General features: G+C 69.5%; 21 protein-coding genes. 4 read left to right on the top strand and 17 right to left on the bottom strand.

What is annotated here, in order from left to right:
• Nucleotides 1–41 precede the first annotated feature (41 nt).
• From HDA44_RS19510 to HDA44_RS19530, 5 genes are all read right to left on the bottom strand, one after another.
• On the bottom strand, nt 42–524 hold the full coding sequence (locus tag HDA44_RS19510) for a hypothetical protein (protein WP_184836456.1): 483 nt from the start codon (nt 522–524) through the stop codon (nt 42–44).
• Nucleotides 461–1,510: a peptidase M16 family protein gene (locus HDA44_RS19515; protein WP_184836458.1), complete on the bottom strand. Its 1,050-nt coding sequence runs from the start codon at nt 1,508–1,510 to the stop codon at nt 461–463. Before HDA44_RS19515 ends, HDA44_RS19510 begins: the two co-directional genes overlap by 64 nt.
• A gap of 195 nt (nt 1,511–1,705) precedes the next feature.
• Nucleotides 1,706–2,863 (bottom strand): hypothetical protein, encoded by a 1,158-nt coding sequence (locus HDA44_RS19520; RefSeq protein ID WP_184836460.1) that lies wholly within the window; start codon nt 2,861–2,863, stop codon nt 1,706–1,708.
• 91 nt (nt 2,864–2,954) lie between these two features.
• The gene (locus HDA44_RS38605; protein WP_184836462.1) at nt 2,955–4,139 is read right to left on the bottom strand and encodes a Maf family nucleotide pyrophosphatase; all 1,185 of its coding nucleotides are present in this window, start codon (nt 4,137–4,139) and stop codon (nt 2,955–2,957) included.
• Nucleotides 4,136–5,839, bottom strand: a complete 1,704-nt coding sequence (locus tag HDA44_RS19530; protein ID WP_337906151.1) for a DUF885 domain-containing protein — start codon at nt 5,837–5,839, stop codon at nt 4,136–4,138. Before HDA44_RS19530 ends, HDA44_RS38605 begins: the two co-directional genes overlap by 4 nt.
• A gap of 112 nt (nt 5,840–5,951) precedes the next feature.
• On the opposite strand from HDA44_RS19530, the gene HDA44_RS19535 reads away from it, so the two are divergent.
• A complete protein-coding gene (locus HDA44_RS19535; RefSeq protein WP_184836464.1) occupies nt 5,952–7,187 on the top strand; it encodes a neutral zinc metallopeptidase in 1,236 nt (411 codons plus the stop codon).
• Here the strand turns inward: HDA44_RS19535 and HDA44_RS19540 are convergent.
• Together HDA44_RS19540 and HDA44_RS19545 are read right to left on the bottom strand one after the other, a co-directional pair.
• The gene (locus tag HDA44_RS19540; RefSeq protein WP_184836466.1) at nt 7,180–7,506 is read right to left on the bottom strand and encodes an MmcQ/YjbR family DNA-binding protein; all 327 of its coding nucleotides are present in this window, start codon (nt 7,504–7,506) and stop codon (nt 7,180–7,182) included. The genes HDA44_RS19535 and HDA44_RS19540 overlap by 8 nt on opposite strands.
• A gap of 2 nt (nt 7,507–7,508) precedes the next feature.
• Nucleotides 7,509–8,936 (bottom strand): DHA2 family efflux MFS transporter permease subunit, encoded by a 1,428-nt coding sequence (locus HDA44_RS19545; RefSeq protein WP_184836468.1) that lies wholly within the window; start codon nt 8,934–8,936, stop codon nt 7,509–7,511.
• Between the two features lie 91 nt (nt 8,937–9,027).
• Between HDA44_RS19545 and HDA44_RS19550 the strand changes: the two genes are divergently transcribed.
• Complete coding sequence (locus HDA44_RS19550) at nt 9,028–9,573, top strand: TetR/AcrR family transcriptional regulator (protein WP_184836470.1); 546 nt, start codon at nt 9,028–9,030, stop codon at nt 9,571–9,573.
• Here HDA44_RS19550 and HDA44_RS19555 read toward each other — a convergent pair.
• The 6 genes from HDA44_RS19555 to HDA44_RS19580 are packed head-to-tail and all read right to left on the bottom strand — an operon-like array spanning nt 9,570 to nt 14,958.
• Entirely contained in the window at nt 9,570–10,118 is a 549-nt protein-coding gene (locus HDA44_RS19555; protein WP_184836472.1) for a hypothetical protein, read from the bottom strand. The genes HDA44_RS19550 and HDA44_RS19555 overlap by 4 nt on opposite strands.
• Nucleotides 10,115–11,416, bottom strand: a complete 1,302-nt coding sequence (locus tag HDA44_RS19560) for a DUF58 domain-containing protein (RefSeq protein WP_184836474.1) — start codon at nt 11,414–11,416, stop codon at nt 10,115–10,117. Before HDA44_RS19560 ends, HDA44_RS19555 begins: the two co-directional genes overlap by 4 nt.
• A complete protein-coding gene (locus HDA44_RS19565) occupies nt 11,413–12,408 on the bottom strand; it encodes an AAA family ATPase (protein ID WP_337906152.1) in 996 nt (331 codons plus the stop codon). The genes HDA44_RS19560 and HDA44_RS19565 overlap by 4 nt, the downstream gene beginning before the upstream one ends.
• Complete coding sequence (locus tag HDA44_RS19570) at nt 12,405–12,992, bottom strand: hypothetical protein (RefSeq protein ID WP_238352492.1); 588 nt, start codon at nt 12,990–12,992, stop codon at nt 12,405–12,407. Before HDA44_RS19570 ends, HDA44_RS19565 begins: the two co-directional genes overlap by 4 nt.
• Nucleotides 12,989–13,732, bottom strand: coding sequence for a DUF4129 domain-containing protein (locus tag HDA44_RS19575; RefSeq protein ID WP_184836478.1), 744 nt, complete (start codon nt 13,730–13,732; stop codon nt 12,989–12,991). Before HDA44_RS19575 ends, HDA44_RS19570 begins: the two co-directional genes overlap by 4 nt.
• Before the next feature lie 17 nt (nt 13,733–13,749).
• On the bottom strand, nt 13,750–14,958 hold the full coding sequence (locus tag HDA44_RS19580) for a GNAT family N-acetyltransferase (protein WP_184836480.1): 1,209 nt from the start codon (nt 14,956–14,958) through the stop codon (nt 13,750–13,752).
• 106 nt (nt 14,959–15,064) lie between these two features.
• On the opposite strand from HDA44_RS19580, the gene HDA44_RS19585 reads away from it, so the two are divergent.
• Nucleotides 15,065–16,138: a CobW family GTP-binding protein gene (locus tag HDA44_RS19585; RefSeq protein WP_184836482.1), complete on the top strand. Its 1,074-nt coding sequence runs from the start codon at nt 15,065–15,067 to the stop codon at nt 16,136–16,138.
• A gap of 12 nt (nt 16,139–16,150) precedes the next feature.
• On the opposite strand, the gene HDA44_RS19590 is transcribed toward HDA44_RS19585, so the two are convergent.
• The 3 genes from HDA44_RS19590 to HDA44_RS19600 form a co-directional block, all read right to left on the bottom strand.
• Complete coding sequence (locus HDA44_RS19590; protein WP_184836484.1) at nt 16,151–16,846, bottom strand: maleylpyruvate isomerase N-terminal domain-containing protein; 696 nt, start codon at nt 16,844–16,846, stop codon at nt 16,151–16,153.
• Between the two features lie 67 nt (nt 16,847–16,913).
• The gene (locus HDA44_RS19595) at nt 16,914–18,443 is read right to left on the bottom strand and encodes an acyl-CoA carboxylase subunit beta (protein ID WP_184836486.1); all 1,530 of its coding nucleotides are present in this window, start codon (nt 18,441–18,443) and stop codon (nt 16,914–16,916) included.
• Between the two features lie 7 nt (nt 18,444–18,450).
• Nucleotides 18,451–19,614 (bottom strand): acyl-CoA dehydrogenase family protein, encoded by a 1,164-nt coding sequence (locus tag HDA44_RS19600; protein ID WP_184836488.1) that lies wholly within the window; start codon nt 19,612–19,614, stop codon nt 18,451–18,453.
• 52 nt (nt 19,615–19,666) lie between these two features.
• On the opposite strand from HDA44_RS19600, the gene HDA44_RS19605 reads away from it, so the two are divergent.
• Nucleotides 19,667–20,077 carry a MerR family transcriptional regulator gene (locus HDA44_RS19605; protein ID WP_184836489.1) on the top strand — a complete coding sequence of 137 codons (411 nt, stop codon included), beginning with the start codon at nt 19,667–19,669 and terminating at the stop codon, nt 20,075–20,077.
• 124 nt (nt 20,078–20,201) lie between these two features.
• On the opposite strand, the gene HDA44_RS19610 is transcribed toward HDA44_RS19605, so the two are convergent.
• Nucleotides 20,202–20,342, bottom strand: coding sequence for a hypothetical protein (locus tag HDA44_RS19610; RefSeq protein ID WP_184836491.1), 141 nt, complete (start codon nt 20,340–20,342; stop codon nt 20,202–20,204).
• Nucleotides 20,343–20,363: the final 21 nt, after the last annotated feature.

Raw genomic sequence — 20,363 nt, forward strand, 5'->3', positions numbered from 1 at the left:
TTCGGCCGGTCCAGGTGGTTCGGCCGGTCGAGGTGGTTCGGCTAGTCGAGGTCGTTTGGCTCGTCGAACCAGAGGTCGGCGGGGACCCGGTCTTTGAGCTCGCCGAGCAGTTGGTCGGCGCCGCGGAACATGGCGGCGCCTAGCGGGATCGCGCACCCGTTCAGACCGAACACGACAGTGGGTTCGTCGCCCTGGCCGCGCATCACTCCGGCGACCTGGTCCCAGCGGACCTCGTGCACGCCGTCCTCGTCCCGCAGCACCAGCGCGTCGTTCGTACGCACCCACTGCATCGACCGGCTCGCCTTCACGAAGGCGCGCGCGACCATCGGCGGCTTGAAGGCGCGGCCGGGCGGAAGCTCCGCGATCACGGGACAGGTGGACGCGCGCGTGAAACCGGCGTCCGCCCAGAGCTCCGCGGCGCCGTCGAACGCATACCCGATCGCGGTCGGCAACGCCTCCTTCAGTACGGCGGCGATCTCCCCCGCTGCACGTTCGCCAAGCGGTCCCTGTCGAGCGGCGGGCACTCCGGTTCGCCGAACCTGCTGCCCATCTCGTTGGCGAACGTCCTGCGCAACTCCGGATCACCGGTCGCGAGCTGCTCGCCGACCCGGTCGAAGTGGTAGCTGAGCTCCGCCGGCGTCGGTCCGTTCTCCGCGAGGTCGGTGAGCGCCTCGACGACCGCGCGCGACACCGCGGCCTCGCTGCCGTCACGTGCCTCGGCGTACACGACCCAGTCACTCGTACCGTCCGGACCGGCAATCAGGTCGGCCGCGACCTCGTAGCTGTGCCCGCCGACGTGGCGGCACTGCTCCTCGATCCGGTGCTGGAGCACCTCCATCGCCAGGGTCGGCAACCGTACGTCGCCGTCGGGCGGCATCGTGAGCAGGACGCCGGCCGCGGGGATCGCGAACTCCACCACTGCCGGACCGTCGAAGGACCGACCCGCCGGCAACACCCGGCTCGGCGCCGGGCCGGACGGCAGCTCCAGCGCGAGGTTGTCCGGGAGCGGACCGCTCACCTGCAGCACCGCGTTCGCCGGTACGAACCACTTCCGCGCGAATGCGATCAGGTGCTCCGGCTTCAGGCCGTCGTACCCGGGTCCTTCCAGCCACTCGAGTCCGGGACCCTTGGCGCCGTACCGCACGTTGAACAGCATCGCGACCACCGGGTGCGCGGCTGCTCCCTCCTCGGCGGTCAGCACGCCGGCCTCCAGCTTCAGCCGGTCGATCGGTGGGTCGGCGAGCCCGCGACATACCCGGTCGAGGAACTCGCCCACGCGCGCCGCCGAACCCGAGGCGACGAAGGTGGTCGTCATCAGGTCGACCTCGGCGTTGACGTCGATCGGCAGGTCACGGACGCCGTGCATCACCAGATGCTCAAGCGCGTGCGCGACACCGATCGTACGCAGCGTCTCGTCCCGGGCACCGACGGCGAACGTCAGGGTGACGTCGGTGTGGTCCTGCTGGCCGGGGTGCCGCAGCACCCGCACGCCATTGATGTACTCGCTCACCCGCCGAACGCTAGCTGGTCAACCCCGTCGACAGCACCACGGTCACTCATCACGCCGCCCCGGCCACCCGACGCTGGACAACTCACCCCGGTCAGCCTTGCCCGACGGCTCGCCCGGTCCGCCCCGCTGGACGGCTCGCCCGGTCCGCCCCGCTGGACGGCTCGCCCGGTCAGCCCTGCCGAACAGCTCGCCCGGTCAGCCTTGCTGGGCGGCTTGTCCCGGTTGGGCGTTGCCGGCTGATCTGGACTGTCCGGCCCGGTCCACCTGCGCAGCCTGCGCGCCGCCACCCGTCGGCGCGGCATCTGCCGGGCCTTGCCCGGGCTCGGCGACCCCGATCCGTGGGTCCATGATCCGCGCCTCAGGCGCCCGCTCCGGCTCAACCCGCGCGTCGAGCGCGAGCTCCTGATGCGCGATCAACTCCGCCGCCAGCGTGGCCACCCGGCGCCCACCATCGGCCGATTGCGCGGCAGTATCGACGTCGTGCGTATGCACCATCCCGGTCCCCTGCACCTGCCGCAGCCTCGCGAACTCCGTACGTATCAACTCGGACACCTCCCCTTCAAGCGCGGCGTACGCGCCGGGATCGTCCTCGAACAGCTCAACCATCCGATCCGACCCGCGCATCATCAGCCCAGCAGCAACCTCAGGCGTCTTGTGCGGCGGCGCGTTGTTCAACCAGTGCAACGTACGCTCGCCCGACATCCCCGCCCGCCGGCCAACCTCCTCCGCGAACGCGTACCCGGCAGGCGCCTGATCATCAACCCGCGCCAGCAACTGCTGCCGCTCAGCCGAATCCGCCTCCGCCCACCCCAACGCGAGGTACTCGGCAGTCCCACCAGGCACTTTCCCGCTGCCTTCCAGATCACGAAGTACGCGGTCATAATGCGCGGCCGTCCACGCGGCCGCCACAGCCGTCTTCATCCCGGCGTCCCGTACCTCACGCACGGCCGGACCGTTCAGGTAACTCCGGGATTCCGCCAGCTCGGCCACGGCCCGCAACGCACCGATCATCGTGCCCCGCCGGATGTTCCGGTAGTCGTACTGCTCCTGGCGCCGCGCCTCGTCACCACGCGCGCGCAGCCCGATCCGCTTCCCCACCCCCGGCGCGATCAGATCCTTCAGCGCGCGATGCTCCTCCGCGCCGAACACCGGAATCCCCGGCCCACCCGGCCCCGACGTGATCACCCCACGCCGCTCGGCATCAACCCGGGCCCGATCCATCGTGGTCCGATCCGGCTGCCCACCGCCGTAGAACTTCCCGACCTCACGCATCGAAACCTGCAGTTGCCGCATCAGCTCGTCCACCTTCTGATGCACGAACGGCAACCGACTGACGCTCAGCCCACGATCCATAACCCAACGCTTCCAGCCAACCAGCTCACTCCCCCAGCCCAGAGCTCACCTCACCAACAAATTCACCCACCGTTCAGCCCGGCCTTGGTGCTCATACCCGGCGGAAGCGGATCAGTGGGTACAGCGGGGAATCGCCGGTGTTGCGGGGTGGGCCTTGGAAAGTGGTGGCGCTGTCGAGGGCCAGGTCGTGGCGGGCGGCCGCGGCTACCAGGTGGGTGAAGGCGTCCTGGGAGCGACGGTCGTCGGAGCCGCGGCCGTCGGCGTAGCGGGTGGCGTCGGATTTTTCGGTGGTGGTGATGAAGACGCCGTCGGTACGAAGGACGCGGGCGGCCTCGGCGATCACCGGCTCGCTGTCGTCCAGGAGGTGCAGCAGCCAGACCGCGACGACCGCGTCGCAGCGGCGGTCGTCGATCGGCAGCCTGGCCGCGTCCGCGGCGGCGACGTGGCCCGGGAGGCGTACGTGGGCGTGCTGGAGCATCGCCGGTGACAGGTCGACGCCGTGCACCAAGTTGCCCATGGCAACCAGCTCGGCGCCGACAATGCCCGTACCGACAGCGAGTTCGAGTACGCGGCCGCCCTTGGGCAGCAGCGCGTCGACCGCGCGGGCGGCGGCTTCGGCGCGGGCGGAGCCGCCGCGGGTGTCGTCGTACGCCGCCGCGACCGCCTCGTCGTACCGATAGGGCGCCGTGGTTGTCCACAACTCCGGCCAGGCGATGCCGACCTCGGCGAGCATCCGGCGCAGCAGCGGCAGCGACAGGCCGACGACGTTGTGGTAATCGCCTTCGATCGAGCTCACGAACGGTCCGCCGAAGCCGTCGACCGTGAACGACCCGGCCACCACCAGTGGCTCGCCGGTGGCCACGTACGCGTCGATCTCCGCGTCGGTCATCTCCGCGAAGTGCACCGTCGTCGATGCGAGCTCGCGCAGTTCCTGCTTCGACGCGGTGTCGATCAGGCAGTGACCGGTGTGCAGTACGCCGCTCCGCCCGCGCATCATCCGCAATCGCTCGCGGGCAACCTCCGGCGTACCAGGTTTGCCGTACGCGACTCCGTCGAACTCCAGCACCGAGTCACAACCGAGCACGGTCGCGTGATCGGTCAGGTTCGCGATCACGGCCCGCGCCTTCAGCGTGGCGAGCAACCGGGCCAGCTCGCCCGGGCTTTCCGCGGTGATGTGGTCCTCGTCGACCCCGGACACGATCACGATCGGCTCGATGCCCGCGCCGCGCAGCGTCTTCAGCCGCGCCGGGGACGCCGACGCCAGGACGAACCTCACAGCTTCGCCAGCGCCCGGCGCAGTGGGTCCAGACCGATCGACCCGAGGTTCAGCGCGTCCCGGTGGAACGCGCGCAGATCGAACGCCGATCCCTTCCGCCGCACGGCTTCCTCGCGCGCCTGCAGCCAGATCCGCTCGCCGACCTTGTACGCCGGCGCCTGCCCCGGCCAGCCGAGGTACCGGTTCAGCTCGGCCTGCAGGAACTCGGTCTCCATCCGGCAGTGCGCGCGCAGGAACTCGAAGCCGAGCTCGGCGTTCCACCGCTCCCCCGGCCGCCAGCCGAACGGATTGTCCCGCGGCACTTCCAGCTCCAGATGCATGCCGATGTCAACGATCACCCGGGCCGCCCGGAACCCCTGCGCGTCCAGCATGCCGAACCGGGCACCCGGGTCGTCCAGGTAGCCCAGCTCCTCCATCAGGCGTTCCGCGTACAGCGCCCAGCCTTCGCCGTGGCCGGACACCCAGCAGGCGATCCGCTGCCACCGGTTCAGCAGGTCCGTACGCAGCATGGTCTGCGCCACCTGAAGGTGATGCCCCGGCACGCCCTCGTGGTACACCGTGGTGACCTCGCGCCAGGTGGCGAACTTCTCCACGCCGGCCGGCACCGCCCACCACATCCGGCCCGGGCGGGTGGTCAGGTCCTCGCTCGGCTGGGTGTAGTAGATCGACCCGTCGGAGGTCGGGGCGATCATGCACTCCAACGTACGGATCTCGTCGGCGATGTCGAAGTGCGTACCGCCCAGCTCGACCACGGCCGAGTCGGACAGCTGCTGCATCCAGTCCCGGAACGCTTCCTTGCCGTGGATCGTCCGGTCCGGATCGTCGTCCAGCAGCGCCGCGGTCGCCTCGATGGTGCGGTCGCCACCGTTCAGCCCGGCGGCGATCTGCTCCATCTCGGACTCGATCCGGGCCAGTTCCTCCCAGCCCCAGGCGTACGTTTCCTCGAAGTCGATGGACGCGCCGAGGAAGTGCCGCGAGGCCAGCTCGTACACGTCGCGGCCGCACGCGTCCCGCTCCGGCGCGCGCGGCGCCAGGTCGGTGGTCAGCCACTCCCCGAACTGCCCGAACGCCTTCCGCGCCGACGCCGCCGCGGCCTCGACGGCCGGCTTGACCGGCCCCTCCGGCGCCTGCGCGGCCAGCCCGGCGAAGAAGTCGTCGCCGTCGGCACCGGTCCAGCTGGCGATCCGCTCGGCCAGCCCGTGCACCTGCCGGACCGCCGAGACCCGGCCGTGGTCCGCCTGGTCGAGCAGGGTCTCGCGGTACCCGTCGAGGGTGGTGCCGAGCTGGTTCAGCCGGATCGCGACGTTCTCCCAGTTCTCGGCGGTCGCGGTCGGCATCAGGTCGAACACCTGCCGCAGGTACGCCGGGACCGACGAGATCGCGTTCAGCTGGTACTGCGGGACGCCCGCCTCGTGCCGCTCGAGCTCCAGCCCGAGCCGCTCCAGCAGCGCGTCCTTGGCGACCTCCTCACGCGGACTGCCCGGCTCGATCGTGCCGGCCTCCGCGACGGTCCGCCGGATCAGCTCCGCCGGCGCCTCGAATCCGGCCGGGGTGTAGTCCGGCAGCTCGTGGTCGTGGCCGGCGACACCCATCTCGGTCGCCGCGATCGGGTCGAGGACGAAGGACTGCTCGAGGTACCGGTCGGCGAGCTGGTCGATCGGGCTGGTCGGCGTACTCGCCGAGCTGTGGACATCGGTCACCTGGCCGACCCTACCTGCCGGGCCGTCCGGAACTGACCTGATTGTTGCCGATACTGTGGCGGTCGCGGTATCGCACTTTTGCTTTCGCTGTTGAGCTATGAGAGGACCGGCGTTGAGCCAGCCACCCTTCGGGCCCCCCGGCCAGAACCAGCAGTACCCGCCGTACCAGCCGGGGCCGCAACAGGGTCAGCCCGCCGGCCCCTACGGTCCGCCACAAGGTCAGTACGGGCCGCCACCGCAGGGTTCGCCGCAGCCTGGGCAGCCCCAGTACGGACCTCAGTACGGACCGCCTTCGCAGGGCCCCGGCTTCGGCTGGGGCCCGAGTTTCGGTGGTCCTGGCGGACCGGGTGGTGCCGGTGGTCCTGGTGGGCCGGGGTGGCAGCCGCGGCGGCCGCGGAAGAAGTCCAAGGCCCCGCTGATCGTGATCCTGTCGCTGGTCGGCGTCGCGGTCGTCGGCGCCGGCCTCATCGGGATGCTCCGCCAGGCAGCCAAGAGCGAGACGCACCCGCCGGTGATCCCGACCCGGTACACGCCGAAGCCGACCACCGAACCGACCGGCGCGCCGACCGAGGAGCCGACCTCGACCTCGACCGAGTCGCCGACGTCCGAGCCGAAGGTGAACGACGCGACCGTCGTCTCCAAGAACGCGATCTACAAGGTCGGCCAGATGCGTACGGCGAACTGCCGCGAGCCGAAGGTGCGGCCGACCAACGCCCGCAACGCCGCCGCGTACTGGGCCGCGATCAAGCCGTGCCTGGACCGGTCCTGGGGGCCGTTGGTGACGAAGGCCGGCTACAAGTTCCAGCCGCCGTCGATGTCGTACTGGTCCGGTAGCAGCACCACCACCCCGTGCGGCAGCGGCGTGGTGAACGTGCCGTTCTACTGCTCCTCCAACAACAACCTGTACATGAAGGTCGACGTCTTCGTGAAGTCGTACACCCAGTACCCGGACGCGGAGTCCAAGGCGTACGCGCGGATGTGGTACACCCGGTCCGTCGCGCACGAGTACGGCCACAGCGTGCAGAACATGACCGGCATCCTGCAGGCGTCGGACAACCTGCGCTACGAGCTGAGCGACTACGACGACCGGCAGCGCCAGACGCGCCGGATGGAACTCCAGGCGAACTGCTTCGCCGGTGTGTTCCTGGCGATGAACAAGAAGAGCTACCCGATCAGCGGTGAGCTGCTGTACGTCTGGAACAAGTGGGTCGTGACCGCGGGCGACAAGCCGGAGGACGGGGACCACGGCAGCGTGGCGAGTCAGCAGCGGTTCATGGGTACGTCGTTCAAGACCGGGAACCCAGCCAGCTGCAACACCTTCGCGGTGTCGCCGAGATACGTCAGTTAGCTAGCTCCGGTGGCGCCACCTGGCGCCAGGAGTCGGCCAGGATGTCGTGCAGTTCGTCGGCGTCCTCGAGCGCGGCGAGGCGGGCCCGAACCCAGTTCGAGCCCGCCTCGTGCTTCGGTACCCAGAACTTCTCCGGCTCCGCCGCGATCAGCTCGTCCCGCTCCAGCCGCGGACAGCGCACCGCGAACGAGCTCTGGTCGTCCGGCACCGTGACGAACATCCGCCCGGCCACGTCGAACGTCGGGTGTCCCCAGCGCTTCTTCTCCACCGTCTCCGGGAAGGACAGGGCGATCCGGCGTACGTCGTCTGCGTCCAGCACGGTCACACTGTAGATCGTCCACGTCCGGGCAACAGCAGGGCGACCAGTGCACCGACGGCGACCACCGCCGCGCCGGTCCAGACCGCGGGTACCAGTCCGTCCGCGTACTTGGCCGGCGACTCGTACGACCCGGCCGACGCGAACACCGAGGCCAGTACGGCGACACCCATCGCGACACCGACCTCGCGGATCGTGTTGTTCGTACCGGATGCGACACCGCGATCAGCATCGGCCGCACTGCCCATCACCACGCTCGCACCGGGCGCGAACGTCAGGCCCATGCCGACACCAGCCAGTACGAACGGCACGACCAGGTCGGCGTACTGCATCGTGGGCGAGGTGATCAGTGCGATCCAGCCGAGTGCAACGGCCAGTAGTACTTGTCCGGCCGTGATCAGTGTGCGCGCACCTACGCGGTCGACGATCAGTCCGGCGATCGGTGCGACCACCAGCGGCGCGGCGGTCCACGGCAGCGTACGTACGCCGGACTGGTACGGCGAGTAGCCCTGCACGACCTGGAAGAACTGCGCGAGCAGGAACACCGAACCGAACACACCGACCGCAAAGGTGAACGAGACCACGTTCACCACGCTGAACGAACGGACCGAAAACAGCCGCAGCGGCAGCATCGGCGCGGCGGTCCGGCGCTCCCAGCCGATGAACGCGGCGAGCAGGACGACACCGGCGACCAGCGTGCCCAGTACGCCGGCGGAGGTCCAGCCGTCGTCGGCGCCGTGGATGACGCCCCAGACGATCGACAGTACGCCGCCGGCCGCGAGTACCAGGCCGGCCAGATCCAGCTTCTTCGCCGTACCCTTCGACTCGGTCAGGACGCGCGCGGCGAGCAGCACGGCGGCCACGCCGACGGGGACGTTCAGCCAGAAGATCCACTGCCAGTTCAGCCCGTCGACGACAGCGCCACCGACCACCGGGCCGACCGCGACGCCGAGGCCGGAGATCCCGCCCCAGATGCCGATCGCCGCGCTGCGCTGCTTCTCCGGTACGGCGCCCGCGAGCAAGGTCAGCGACAACGGCATCACGGCCGCCGCGCCGACGCCCTGGACCGCCCGGGACGCGATCAGCATCCACGACTCGGTCGCCAGCGCGCAGGCGGCCGAGGCCAGCGTGAACAGCGCGATGCCGGCCAGGAACATCCGCCGCCGGCCGAGCCGATCGCCGATCGCGGCCGCGGTCAGCAGCAGCGCCGCGAACGACAGCGTGTACGCGTTCACGAACCAGGCCAGGTCGCCCAGCGACGCGTTCAGTTCGGACTTGATCACCGGCAGCGCGTTCGTCACCACCAGGTTGTCCAGCGTGACCATGAAGGTCGGAATCCCCACCGCGGCGAGCACCACGCCCAGCCCACGAGGCCCACGGCCCGGCTTGGGTTGCTGCCCCACGTCCCTGCCGCCGAGAGCGGTCGCTGTCATCTCGCACCCCTTGTTGTAATTGACTGATAACAAGCTCGATCACGAGAGTATGCATCGACTGATAACATGTCAAGGGACGGAAGGAGAGCGGATGGCGACCAGGGTCAGACTGACCGCGAAAGAGCGTGGCGACGAGGTACTGCGGGCGGCCGTCCGCGCCTTCGCCGCGACCGGCTACGAAGGCACCAAAACCGACGAGATCGCCCGGCTGGCCGGGGTCTCGCAGCCGTACGTGATCCGGCTGTTCGGCAGCAAGCAGCAGCTCTTCCTCGCCGCCGTCGAGTCCGTCTGCGCGCGGATCGAACAGATCTTCCGCGAGGCGGCCGAGGAACGCCCTGACCTGGAAACCCTCGGCCGCAACTACGACCGCCTACTGGCCGAACCCGAACTGCTCCGGGTCCTCCTGCACAGCTTCTCCGCCAGCAGCGACCCCATCATCGGCGACTGCGTCCGGCACCGCTTCGGCAGCATCTACGCCCTGGTCCGCGACCTCACCGGCGCCACCCCTACCCAAGCCCGCGAATTCCTCTCCGCCGGCATGCTCCTCACCGTCATGTCCGCCATGCAGGTAATCGGCCCCAACCCCATCCCCCTCCCCTGGTCCCAAGAACTAACCCAAACCTTCGGCAACGGCTAGTCGTGGTTGGGGGATTGGGTGGTGGTCAGCCAGATGGTGGTGGCTGTCAGGAGGGTGGCCGTGGTGGTTATTGCCAGGGAGCCGGGGAGGTTGGCGTGGTGGATCAGGGCGGTTGCGAGGGCTGTGGTGGGGGCTAGGACGGCGGCGATTGTGGTGGGGAGCCACCAGCGGCGTAGGGACTTGGGGGTCAGGCGGGCGTAGGACGGGAGTTGTGCGGTGAAGGCGGTTGCCAGGTGGAGGACTACTAGGGCTACCGCGGTGATGGCCACGCCGGCGGTGAGGGTGGCTGGGGCTCGGATCAGCCAGCCGATGGCTACTACCAGCAGGAACATCAGGCCGGCGAAGGAATCCGGTAGGACGACGGTGGTCAGCAGGAGAGGGACGCCGAGGATCGGTACCAGGTCCAGCTGGTCCCAGGGTTGGATTGCGGGTACGACCAGCGCGATGGTGCCGGTCGCCGCGATCACCAGGCGTGCGTAGACGACGGCACGACCGGATGAACGTACCTGCGCCAGCCAGACCGTGATCTTTTCTGATGCTGTCATGAGCGGATCCTCGGGGCGGCAGAGAGGCGGGCGGCGTCGCGGAGGACTTCGTCCAGGGTGCCGGAGCCTTGCCAGGGGACGGTGGGGACGCCCAGGTCGCTGAGGCGGTCCAGGTCGCGGCGGCGTTCCAGTAGGCGCAGGCGCCAGGCGAGCGGCCAGGAGCGGGCGTCGTGGGCTGCTGGGTCCAGCACTGTGGCGATGTCCGGTGGAAGCGTGTCGACCGCGATCACGGTGCAGCCGGAGTGTACGAGCGTGACGATGTAGCCGAGCATCGCCTGTCGTAGCAGTGGACTGAGTACGAGCACCAGGCTGTCCGAGCGGACCCGGTTCCGCCGCGCCAACTGCTCTTCGTCCTGCTGCCGGCTGCGCCGATCCGCGTGTACGAGCGTGTCCAGGATCCGGCGCAGGTGCCCGCGCCCGCTGCCGGAGCGTACGCCCCGGAACACGCTGCCCGTATCGATCAGCCGCACCCGGTCGCCGTTGCGCAGGTAGTGTTCGGCGATCGCGGCGGCCGCGCGGACCGCGGTGTCCAGGCTGCTGGATCGCCCGTCGATCCCTTCGCTGATCCCGATTTCGCCGCCGGTGTCGACCAGGATCACGACCTCGGTGTCGCGGTCCGACCAGGTCGAGGTGACGTGCAGTTCGCGGGTCCGCGCCGAGACCGCCCAGTTGATCCGCCGCAACCGGTCGCCGGTACGGAACGGGCGTACGCCGGCCAGCTCGGTCCCCTCACCCGGACGCCGGGACCGGTGCAACCCGACCAGCCCGGCCGGCCGCGGCACGGCATCGACCGCTTCGAACCCTTCCCGCAACGGCAGCGTCGTCACGGCTTGCGGCTGCGCGGACAGCACCGGGATCCGGTACGCGCCGAGCGCCGACGTCGCGACAACCGTGGGTCGCTCCAACGACCGCAGTCCCCAGCGTTGCGACCGGACGCCGACTTCCAGCGTCACCTCGCCGGCGGCGACCGGCCCCGCGATCGCGGCCTGCGGTGGGTCGTACTGGAACCAGGCCGTCCGCGGCAACGCGGCCACGATCAGATCGATATCCGGATCAGCACCCGAAGGAACGCGCAGCCGGTACGTCGTCGCCTGCCCTTCGAACAACACGTCCGCGTCCAGCTCGGTGCGTACCTCCGGTTGCTCACGCGGCCGGAAGAACCGGCCCCACGCCGCCAGGAACGCCAGCGGCAACCCGAACACGGCCGCGTCCGGCCGTCGCAGCAGCACGGCGGCGCCCAGCAGCACCGCGGCCGCGCAGATCGCACGGATCTGCGCGTGCGTCGGACGCCACTTCATGCTTGCGCCGCACCGACCACAGTGGGCGGCGCGGCGACCGTACCGAGCACGGTGCGAACGACCGTCGCCCCAGTGACCTCGTGCAGCCACAACTCCGGCCGTACGGTGATCCGGTGCGCCAGCGCTGCAACCGCTACCGCCTTCACATCCTCCGGTACGACGTAGTCGCGACCGTTGATCACTGCGTACGCCCGCGCGGTCAACAGCAACGCCAGCGAACCGCGCGGAGACGCACCTACTAGTACCTGCGAGTCCCGGCGAGTAGCGGCTGCGAGATCAACGCAGTACTGACCGACTGTGTCGTCGACTGTCACTGTCTCAACAGCACGTTGCGCAGCAAGCAGTCCGGCGGCGTCAGTCACCGCGTCTACTGTCTGGTCCTCGCTACGACGACTCATCCGGCGGCGCAGCACCTCCCACTCCTCTGCAGGCGTCGGGTACCCGAAGCCGATCCGCAGCATGAACCGGTCGAGCTGAGCCTCCGGCAGCGGGTACGTGCCCTCGTACTCCACTGGGTTGGCTGTAGCGAGTACGTGGAACGGAGTGGGCAGTGGGAACGTCTGGCCCTCCACGGTGACCTGGTGCTCCTGCATCGACTCCAGTAGAGCCGCCTGCGTCTTCGGTGGCGTCCGGTTGATCTCATCCGCCAGCAACAGCCCGGTGAAGATCGGTCCGGGCCGGAAGACGAACTCCGACTCCTTCTGGTCGTACACGAATGCACCGGTCACATCCGACGGCAGCAGGTCCGGAGTGAACTGCACGCGGCGGAACTCCAGCCCGAGCGCCTGCGCGAACGATCGCGCGGCCAGTGTCTTCGCCAGCCCTGGGTAGTCCTCCAGCAGCACATGCCCGCCTGCCAGCACTCCAGCCAGTACGAGCTCCAGTGCCTCGGCCTTCCCGACCACTGCCTGGCTGACGCGGTCCAGCACCCGCCGGCTCAGCTCCGACACCTCAGCCAGCGTCAGCTCGCCATCAGTCACAGATTCCCTCACAGGTTCTCGATGGTGTGGATCGCGGCCTCGATGTCGCTGAGGGACGCGGTGCGTTTGTCGTCGCTGGTGATCAGCTCCCAGAGCCGGTCGCCGGTGATCGCCCGTGCCCGGTCCGGCTCGCGCTCCGGGTCGACGCCGTGGCGGTGTACGAGCCGGTCGGTGGCCAGCTCCAGCAGCAGCGGCCGGACTCTGCGGACGAACGTCTGCGAACCCTCACCGGCTCGTCGCTCCCGACCGGCCTCCTGCACCCAGGTGGCAAGGAACTGGGTGCGGTTGTCGTTGGTCCGCGTCCGTAGCGCGGCCAGCTTCTCGTCGTGCCGGCCGGGCCAGCTCGTCTCCATTACCTCCGGCAGTACGAGCCGGATCGCCAGCGACGCGATGCCGATGCCAAGCGCGGCCGCCACGAACCACAGCGGGCGCGGCGCCATCCCAGCCAGTGCGAAGATCACGACCAGCGCCAGGCTGACCAGTACGGCGATGCCGACGTGTTGCAACAGCAGCTTGTACGGCCAGGGCGAGCGCTTCTTCTTGACCTCCGGCAGCGGTCCCTTCTCCTCCAGCGGAGCCCACCGGTACGAAGTCATCGCACCGTCTCCGCCCCGGACTCCTGCCCGCCCGGCGCCGCCCGTTCGGCGCTAGCCGCCAGCTCGTCCCGGAGGCTTTCCAGGGCGGCCCTAGCTTCGGTGCGAGCCTGCTCGGTGGAGCCGTGGGTCGAGTAGCGCGCCTCGCGGTACAGCTCCCCCAGCCGGACCAGCTGCGGCTCCGAGATGCCGCCGATGCCGAGCACCCGCACGGTGAACTCGGCCGGCGTCTCCGACGCTTCCCGCGGTACGCCGGCCGACGCGGCGGCATCCTCCAGCGCGACCCAGCACGCAATCACCGCATCGGTCGCCGTACCCGTGTCGATCCGCGCGAGCCCGCTGTCCACTGCCTCGGCCAGCCGCTCGGCCTTCACCCGCTCCCAGTCCGTACCCTCAGGCTCTGCCTGTGGAAGCTGCACCTTCCGGATGAGCCGGTAGAGCAGGAGGCCGAGCAGCACCGCGGCAGCCGCGATCACCAGGTAGATCAGCGCCTGCCACAACGACCTCAGCCAGCCCGGCATCTCGGTCTGCTTGATCGGTCGGCCGGACCGTACCGGCGGTGGCGTCTGCGCCGACTGGGTCGGCGTGAACGTCGGCAGCGGTTCCGGGCCGGCTTTCAGCGTGCTCTCGCTGACCGGCCGGACCGGTCCGCTCGCGGACGCGAGCACGACGAAGCCGGCCGCCACGACCCCCACCAGCAGGACGGCGGCCACCGTCAGCGCGCCCCGGCGCTGCGTCTGCATCTCGGCAGGCTACCCCCTCAAAAGCCCGTGTCGAGGAAGGGAAGCCGGATTGTGGAAAACGCTTCCGACGCGACCGCCAGCGCACCCGCCGTGTGCTCGTCGACCAGACCGGCCCGGCCGAGCCCGGCCAGCGACGGCCGGCCGAGGTACACGGCGGCCAGGTCGCGGACGTGCAGCGTGAGGTCGGCGTCCCGCGAGGCCTGGGTGCAGGCGGCGCCGTCCGGCCCGCCGATCAGGTGCCAGCGACCCGCGTTCCAGGGCAGGAAGTCGTCGATGACCTCGATGACCACGTCCACGTCTCGCGCGTACGTACGCCCGGCGAGCGCCGCGGCGACGTCGACCGTCCGGAGCCACAGACCGTCCCGGGTGGTCGCCGACGGCGCCCGCGGGTCGAGCAGCAGGTCCAGCAGCGGGTCGTCCGACGGGAGCGTGTCGCAGCGCGTCTCGCTGAGCAGGTCCGGCTCGAGCAGGTAGCGCCAGAGCGCCGCATGCGAGGCGAGATCGGCCGCGTGCACCCGCTCCACGTTGACGTACGCCTTGTCCGCGCGCCGCGTCCGGTAGTACGCGAAGCCGGTCAGCTCACCGTCACGCTCGGCCACGACACAGCGCAGCTTCGAGGCGTTCCCGGCGTTGCTGGACATCGACGTGCCGATCTCGGCCTGCTGCCAGGTCTCGTTGTGCTGGAACATCCCCGGCTGCTCCAGCGCCAGCTTGTTCCGCAGTCCGGCGCAGCGGGCCAGGTACTCGCGGGCGTCCACGAAGCGGATGCGTACGTCGTCGATGCCGGCCACTGGCCGCAGCGCGCGGGATGCCTTGGGTACGACGACGGCCTGGTGATCCGTCGCGAGCCCGTACCCGAACCGGGGGTAGATCACCGGCTCGCTCGCGGTCAGCCCCGCCAGCGGTTCACCGGCCTCGTGCAGGTCGGTCAGCTGCGTATGCATCAGGTCGCGCAGGATGCCGCGCCGGCGGTGGGTCGGCCGGACCGAGACCATCGACACGCCCGCCATCGGCAACTGACCGCCGGGCACCGACACCTGGAGCGAGAACGAGCCGGTGTGACCGACGAGCTGGCCGTCGTCGACCGCGGCTGTGCTCCGGTCGAACTCCATGACGCCTCGCACGGCCTCGTACTGCTCGTCCGTCCAGGGCGCCGCGAACGCCAGGTCCAGCAGCTCTACCAGCTCTTCCCACTCACTTTTGAACCGCTCGATCTCGATCGTCATGTGCACTGCCTATCAGACGATCGGTGTCCGGCACCTCCGACTTTCGGCTGGCCGATCGGCGGCGCGAGGACTGGACTGATGAAAATCGTTTTCATATACTGTGGCTATGACCGCCCGAGCGAAAACCCCGTTGTCCTTGCTGGTGGGGCTGTCCACGACGTTGCGCGAGCCAGTACTGGAAGCGATGACCGACGCCACCACAGTGGTTGTGTCAGTGGACCAGGACGAGCTGCCCGGCCGTGGCGTACTGGGCTGGCGCGTGTCCGACAGCTCTGGTCCGATCGACGCCGGCGAATTCACGGTCGGCGACAACTGCGGTGCGTGCCAGCTGATCGAGTCACTGATGCCATTGCTGGAGACACTGGTCGACCGCGGGCACTGGGACCACCTGGTGCTCGCAACACCACCTGCGATGGAGGCGCGGCCGCTGGTCAGCACACTGGTCTCCGTACTGCCTGAGATCGTCGTAGACACGGTTACGTGCGTTGTAGATGCAGTACTACTGGTCGAGCAGTTGTCCGGTGACGAGCTACTGGCTGAGCGTGGTCTGGCACTAGGCCTCCCCGATCGGCGGAACGTTGCGGAACTGACCGCTCGCCAGATCGAGTACGCGGACGTGTGCGTACTCGCCAACGCGCACCGCACGACCAAGCTCGAGCGGCTGGAGCACCTGTTAGTACATCTGAACCCACGGACCAGTGTGGTGACAGCGGACGCTACTGGCGTACCGACTGGAGCTGTCGCGCGCACTGCACGGTTTGACTTCGACGCTGCCGAAGCGTGGGCCGGTGAGCTAGCGCCGTCCGACCGCGTACAGCCGAGTGACGACGGTGTGACCACGGTGCTGTGGCGGTCGACCAGACCGTTGCACCCGGCGCGGCTGAACGACGCGCTGGAAGACATCGTCGATGGAGTAGTGCGCAGCCGCGGCGTGGTCTGGCTGGCGAACCGCCCGACCCAGCGAGTGCGGTGGGAGTCTGCCGGCTACAGCGCGTCCCTCGGTACGCTCGGCGAGTGGTCGGACTCGAACCACCTTGCCGAATGCACTGTCGTCGCAACAGGCATGGGACTGGACCCGGCCCGGCTGCAAGCAGTCCTCGACGCGTGTCTACTCACCGAGTCCGAGCTGGCCACTCTCGACTGGAGTAACCTGGACGACCCGTTCGCCGGAGTGTTCTGACCGACCGGAGCGTTAACCGAACAGTGGGAGCCGGCCGGCGTGCGGGCCGAGCATGTCCAGGTCGTCCTCGTCCAGCGGCAGGCGGCCGGTCGCCTTCAGTACGTACGTGGTGGTGTCCCAGCCGATCACGTCCCACGCCTCCGGACCGAACAGGCCGTCCAGCGTCCGCGCCGTGACCTGCAGACCCTCCGGGTCCGGCTCGGGCGCATCCGGCAGCCCGACGATCAGGTCGAGGTGATGAACGGTTGCCTCCAGCACCAAAGTCGCGACGAAGTCGGACGCGTCCAGGACATGGCCCTGGGTCTCGATCCGGTGCCCGTTCGCGGACGTACCGGCCGCGGCGGCCCGGACTGCCGCCTCGGACACCTCCCGCCAGTGCTGCACGAGCACACCGGGCCGGCGGTACGCGGCGGCGATGTTCTTGACGAAGCTCGTGTCCGACTCCGGTCCGGGCGGGAAGTCACGCCAGTACGAGACGAAGTCCCGGTCCGGCTCGGCAACGGCCGGGCTGGCGAAGGCGATCAGCGCCCGCTGCGCGTCGTACAGAAGATGCACCAGCAGCGGCCCGACCGGCATCCCCGGGCAGCGCGTCTCCAGCGCGAAGTCCGCGTCGCTCAGCCCCTGCACCGTCTGCGTCAACCGCCCGTAGACCCGCCCCAGCGTCGCCGCCAGCCCCCGCGGCAGCGCGCCGCGTTCGGGTGCCTTCATTCCCGGCCTCCTCGATGTGCTCCTCCCCGAAGGTAGTCCGCACCCGGCCGGGGCACCAACCCAGGATCTAGACCGGAGGTACGCCGTGGCGCTTGTGGCTGAAGGTGCGGTCCTTGGACTGGGCGGCGGCGAGCCGGGCGATCAGGTCGGCGCGCAGGTTCTCCGGCTCGACGATCGCGTCGATGACCAGGTCGGCGGCCAGGCGGAGGATGTCGATGTCGGTCTCGTACTCCTCCCGCAGCTTGGACACGTACTCGACCCGCTCGGTCTCGTCCGCGATCTCCTGGATCTTGTTGTAGTACACGGCGTTGATCGCCGCCTCCGGGCCCATCACGGCGATCTTCGCGGTCGGCAGCGCGATGCACGCGTCCGGCGAGAAACCGGGTCCGCACATCGCGTACAGCCCGGCGCCGTACGCCTTGCGGACGATCACCGACACCGTCGGCACGGTCGCCTCGGAGACCGCGGTGATCATCTTCGCGCCGTGCCGGATGATCCCGGCCCGTTCGACCTCGCTGCCGATCATGAAACCGGGTACGTCGCAGAGATAGACGAGCGGCACGTTGAAGGCGTCGCACAACCAGATGAACCGCGCCGCCTTGTCCGCCGAGTCGACGAACAGCACGCCGCCCTTCACGGCCGGCTGGTTCGCGACGATGCCGACCACCTGCCCGGCGAGCAGGCCGAACCCGACCACGAGCTCGGGCGCGTACGCCGGCTTGATCTCGAAGAACGTGTCCGCGTCCAGCACCGCGTCGATCACGTCGTGGATGTCGAACCCGACGCTCTCCTCGGCCGGTACCAGCTCGCGGGTGAAATCGCGGCCGGCGTCCGTGGCGTCGTACGACGGTGGGCGGGACCGCCACGAGCCGGGCAGGTAGGAGAAGTACTGCCGGGCCAGCTCGATCGCCTCGGTGTCGTCGCTCGCGAGCAGATCCCCGCAGCCGGACACGCTGGTGTGCATCCGGGCGCCGCCCATCTCCTCCAGCGTGACCTTCTCGCCGACGACCATCTCCGCCATCCGCGGCGAACCCAGGTACATGGACGCGTTCCCGTCGACCATGATCACCAGGTCGCAGAAGGCCGGGATGTACGCGCCACCCGCCGCCGACGGACCGAACAGGCAGCAGATCTGCGGCACCTTGCCGGACAGCGCGACCTGGTTGTGGAAGATCCGGCCGGCGCCGCGACGGCCCGGGAACAGCTCGACCTGGTCGGTGATCCGGGCGCCGGCGGAGTCGATCAGCCAGAAGATCGGCAGCTCGTCGCGGAGCGCGACCTCGGTGATCCGGACGATCTTCTCCACCGTCCGGGCACCCCAAGAGCCCGCCTTCACGGTCGGGTCGTTGGCGACGATCAGCCCCGGCCGGCCGTCGATCAGCGCCCGGCCGGTGACCACGCCGTCCGCGGGCAGCCCGGGGTTCAGCGCGTTCGCCAGCTGCGCCTCCTCGACGAAACTACCCTCGTCGACGAGCAGCGCGATCCGGTCCCGTACGTACAGCTTGTTCTGACTCTTGAGCTTCGCCGCGGCCTTCTCCGGCGGAACCAGGGTCGCCTCACGGGCAACCTTGACCTCGGTCCAGTGGTCGTGGGTCATACGGTCATCATTCCACTGGGAGGCCGAGTGACCGGGCAATCAGCATGCGCTGTACTTCGGAGGTGCCCTCGCCGATCTCAAGGATCTTGGCGTCGCGGTAGAACCGGGTCACCGGGTATTCCTCCATGAACCCGTACCCACCGAACACCTGGGTCGCGATCCGCGTCGCGGTCACCGCGGACTCGGTCGCGTACAGCTTCGCCACCGACGCGGCCTGCTTGAACTCGGCCACCGACGCGCCGGCGTCCTTCAGCGCGGCGGCCCGGTAGATCAGCAGTTCGCTCGCGTCGGCCATCACCTTCAGGTCGGCGATCTGGAACGCGACACCCTGCTTGCGGCCGATCGGTCCGCCGAAAGTCTGCCGCTCGCCCGCGTACTGGACCGACAGCTCCAGGCAGGCGCGGATGCAGCCGAGCGCGACCGCCGCGATCGCGACCCGTCCGTCGTCGAGGGTCGCCAGGAACTGCCCGAAGCCCTTCCCGCGCTGACCGAGCAGGTTCGCTTCGGGTACGCGGCAGCCGACGAACGACAGCGGGTGCGTGTCACTCGCATGCCAGCCGAGCTTGTCGTACGCCGCTTCCGCCGTGAATCCGGGCGTACCGGCCGGGACGATGATCGTCGAGATCTCCGCCTTGCCGTCCGGCTTCGTGCCGGTCCGGGCGGTCACCGTCACGCACGACGTCATCGCCGAGCCGGAGTTGGTGATGAACTGCTTCGACCCGTCGATCACCCACTCGTCACCGTCCAGCACCGCGCGGGTCCTGGTCGCGCCGGCATCCGATCCGGACTCCGGCTCGGTCAGCCCGAACCCGGCCAGCCGCCGGCCCGCGACCAGGTCGGGCAGCCAGGTGGCCTTCTGCTCGTCGGTGCCGTAGGTGAGGATCGGGTTGATGCCGAGCCCGACCGCCGCCTCGAGCGTGATCCCCATCGACTGGTCGGCCCGGGAGATCTCCTCGATCGCCACGCACAGGCTGGTGAAGTCACCGCCGGCGCCGCCGTACTCCTCCGGCGCGGTCAGCCCGAACAGGCCGAGCGCACCCATCTTCCGCACGACCTCGACCGGGAAGTAGTGCTTGCGGTCCCACTCCGCCGCGTACGGCGTGATCTCCGCCTCGGCGAACTCCCGGACACTGTGCCGGAACTCCCGATGCTCCTCGGACAACTCGAACATGCCGCACTCCTCCGTGCTTGACGCTTACGTAAACGTAAAGCACGCTGGCAGCATGCACAAGGCTGCGCGGACCTGGTCGATCGCCGAACTGGCGGCCGAGTACGAGGTCACCCTGCGCACCATCCGCTTCTACGAGGACCGCGGGCTGCTCACCCCCGAACGCCGCGGCACGGTCCGCGTGTACCACCCCCGCGACCGGATCCGGCTGGCGCTGATCCTGCGCGGAAAACGCCTCGGCTTCTCGCTCGACCAGATCGCCAAGATCGTCGACATGTACGACGCCGAGCCCGGCGAGGAGGGCCAGCTGGTCTACCTGCTCGACCAGATCACCCACCGCCGCGCCGAACTCGAACAACGCCGCCAGGACATCGACCAGACCCTCGCCGAACTCGCCGAAGTAGAGTCCCGCTGCCACGCGGACCTCCACACCCTCCGCACCACCCAACCACCCACGGAGGCGTGAACCTCCCCCACCACCGCGGCACCCCCGCACCCCCGCCGACCGCCATTTCAGAGGTGAACGTCCCCGCTTGCCCGTTCACCCCCGGCATGCGGGTGGTGAACGGACAAGCGGGGAGGTTCACCTCTCAAACGGCGGCGGTGGTTGGGCCGGACAGGTCGGCGGTCGCCTCGGACGCCAGCTGGCTGTCCGGCTCGTACGCGGTGACCGTGTAGGCGGACGGGATCGCCCGGCCGGCCGGACCGGCGACGCGCTGCCGGTACGTCACCCCTGGACCGATCGGGCCCCC

Origin of the sequence: Kribbella solani (assembly GCF_014205295.1) — a bacterium.
Classification (GTDB): domain Bacteria; phylum Actinomycetota; class Actinomycetes; order Propionibacteriales; family Kribbellaceae; genus Kribbella; species Kribbella solani.

What these genes read in the sequence shown, in the direction of transcription:
- HDA44_RS19520 (WP_184836460.1), bottom strand. Translation starts at nt 2,863, where the DNA reads ATGGATCGTGGGCTGAGCGTCAGTCGGTTGCCGTTCGTGCATCAGAAG.
- HDA44_RS19545 (WP_184836468.1), bottom strand. Translation starts at nt 8,936, where the DNA reads ATGACAGCGACCGCTCTCGGCGGCAGGGACGTGGGGCAGCAACCCAAG.
- HDA44_RS19550 (WP_184836470.1), top strand. Translation starts at nt 9,028, where the DNA reads ATGGCGACCAGGGTCAGACTGACCGCGAAAGAGCGTGGCGACGAGGTA.
- HDA44_RS19555 (WP_184836472.1), bottom strand. Translation starts at nt 10,118, where the DNA reads ATGACAGCATCAGAAAAGATCACGGTCTGGCTGGCGCAGGTACGTTCA.
- HDA44_RS19560 (WP_184836474.1), bottom strand. Translation starts at nt 11,416, where the DNA reads ATGAAGTGGCGTCCGACGCACGCGCAGATCCGTGCGATCTGCGCGGCC.
- HDA44_RS19570 (WP_238352492.1), bottom strand. Translation starts at nt 12,992, where the DNA reads ATGACTTCGTACCGGTGGGCTCCGCTGGAGGAGAAGGGACCGCTGCCG.
- HDA44_RS19575 (WP_184836478.1), bottom strand. Translation starts at nt 13,732, where the DNA reads ATGCAGACGCAGCGCCGGGGCGCGCTGACGGTGGCCGCCGTCCTGCTG.
- HDA44_RS19580 (WP_184836480.1), bottom strand. Translation starts at nt 14,958, where the DNA reads ATGACGATCGAGATCGAGCGGTTCAAAAGTGAGTGGGAAGAGCTGGTA.
- HDA44_RS19585 (WP_184836482.1), top strand. Translation starts at nt 15,065, where the DNA reads ATGACCGCCCGAGCGAAAACCCCGTTGTCCTTGCTGGTGGGGCTGTCC.
- HDA44_RS19590 (WP_184836484.1), bottom strand. Translation starts at nt 16,846, where the DNA reads ATGAAGGCACCCGAACGCGGCGCGCTGCCGCGGGGGCTGGCGGCGACG.
- HDA44_RS19595 (WP_184836486.1), bottom strand. Translation starts at nt 18,443, where the DNA reads ATGACCCACGACCACTGGACCGAGGTCAAGGTTGCCCGTGAGGCGACC.
- HDA44_RS19600 (WP_184836488.1), bottom strand. Translation starts at nt 19,614, where the DNA reads ATGTTCGAGTTGTCCGAGGAGCATCGGGAGTTCCGGCACAGTGTCCGG.
- HDA44_RS19605 (WP_184836489.1), top strand. Translation starts at nt 19,667, where the DNA reads ATGCACAAGGCTGCGCGGACCTGGTCGATCGCCGAACTGGCGGCCGAG.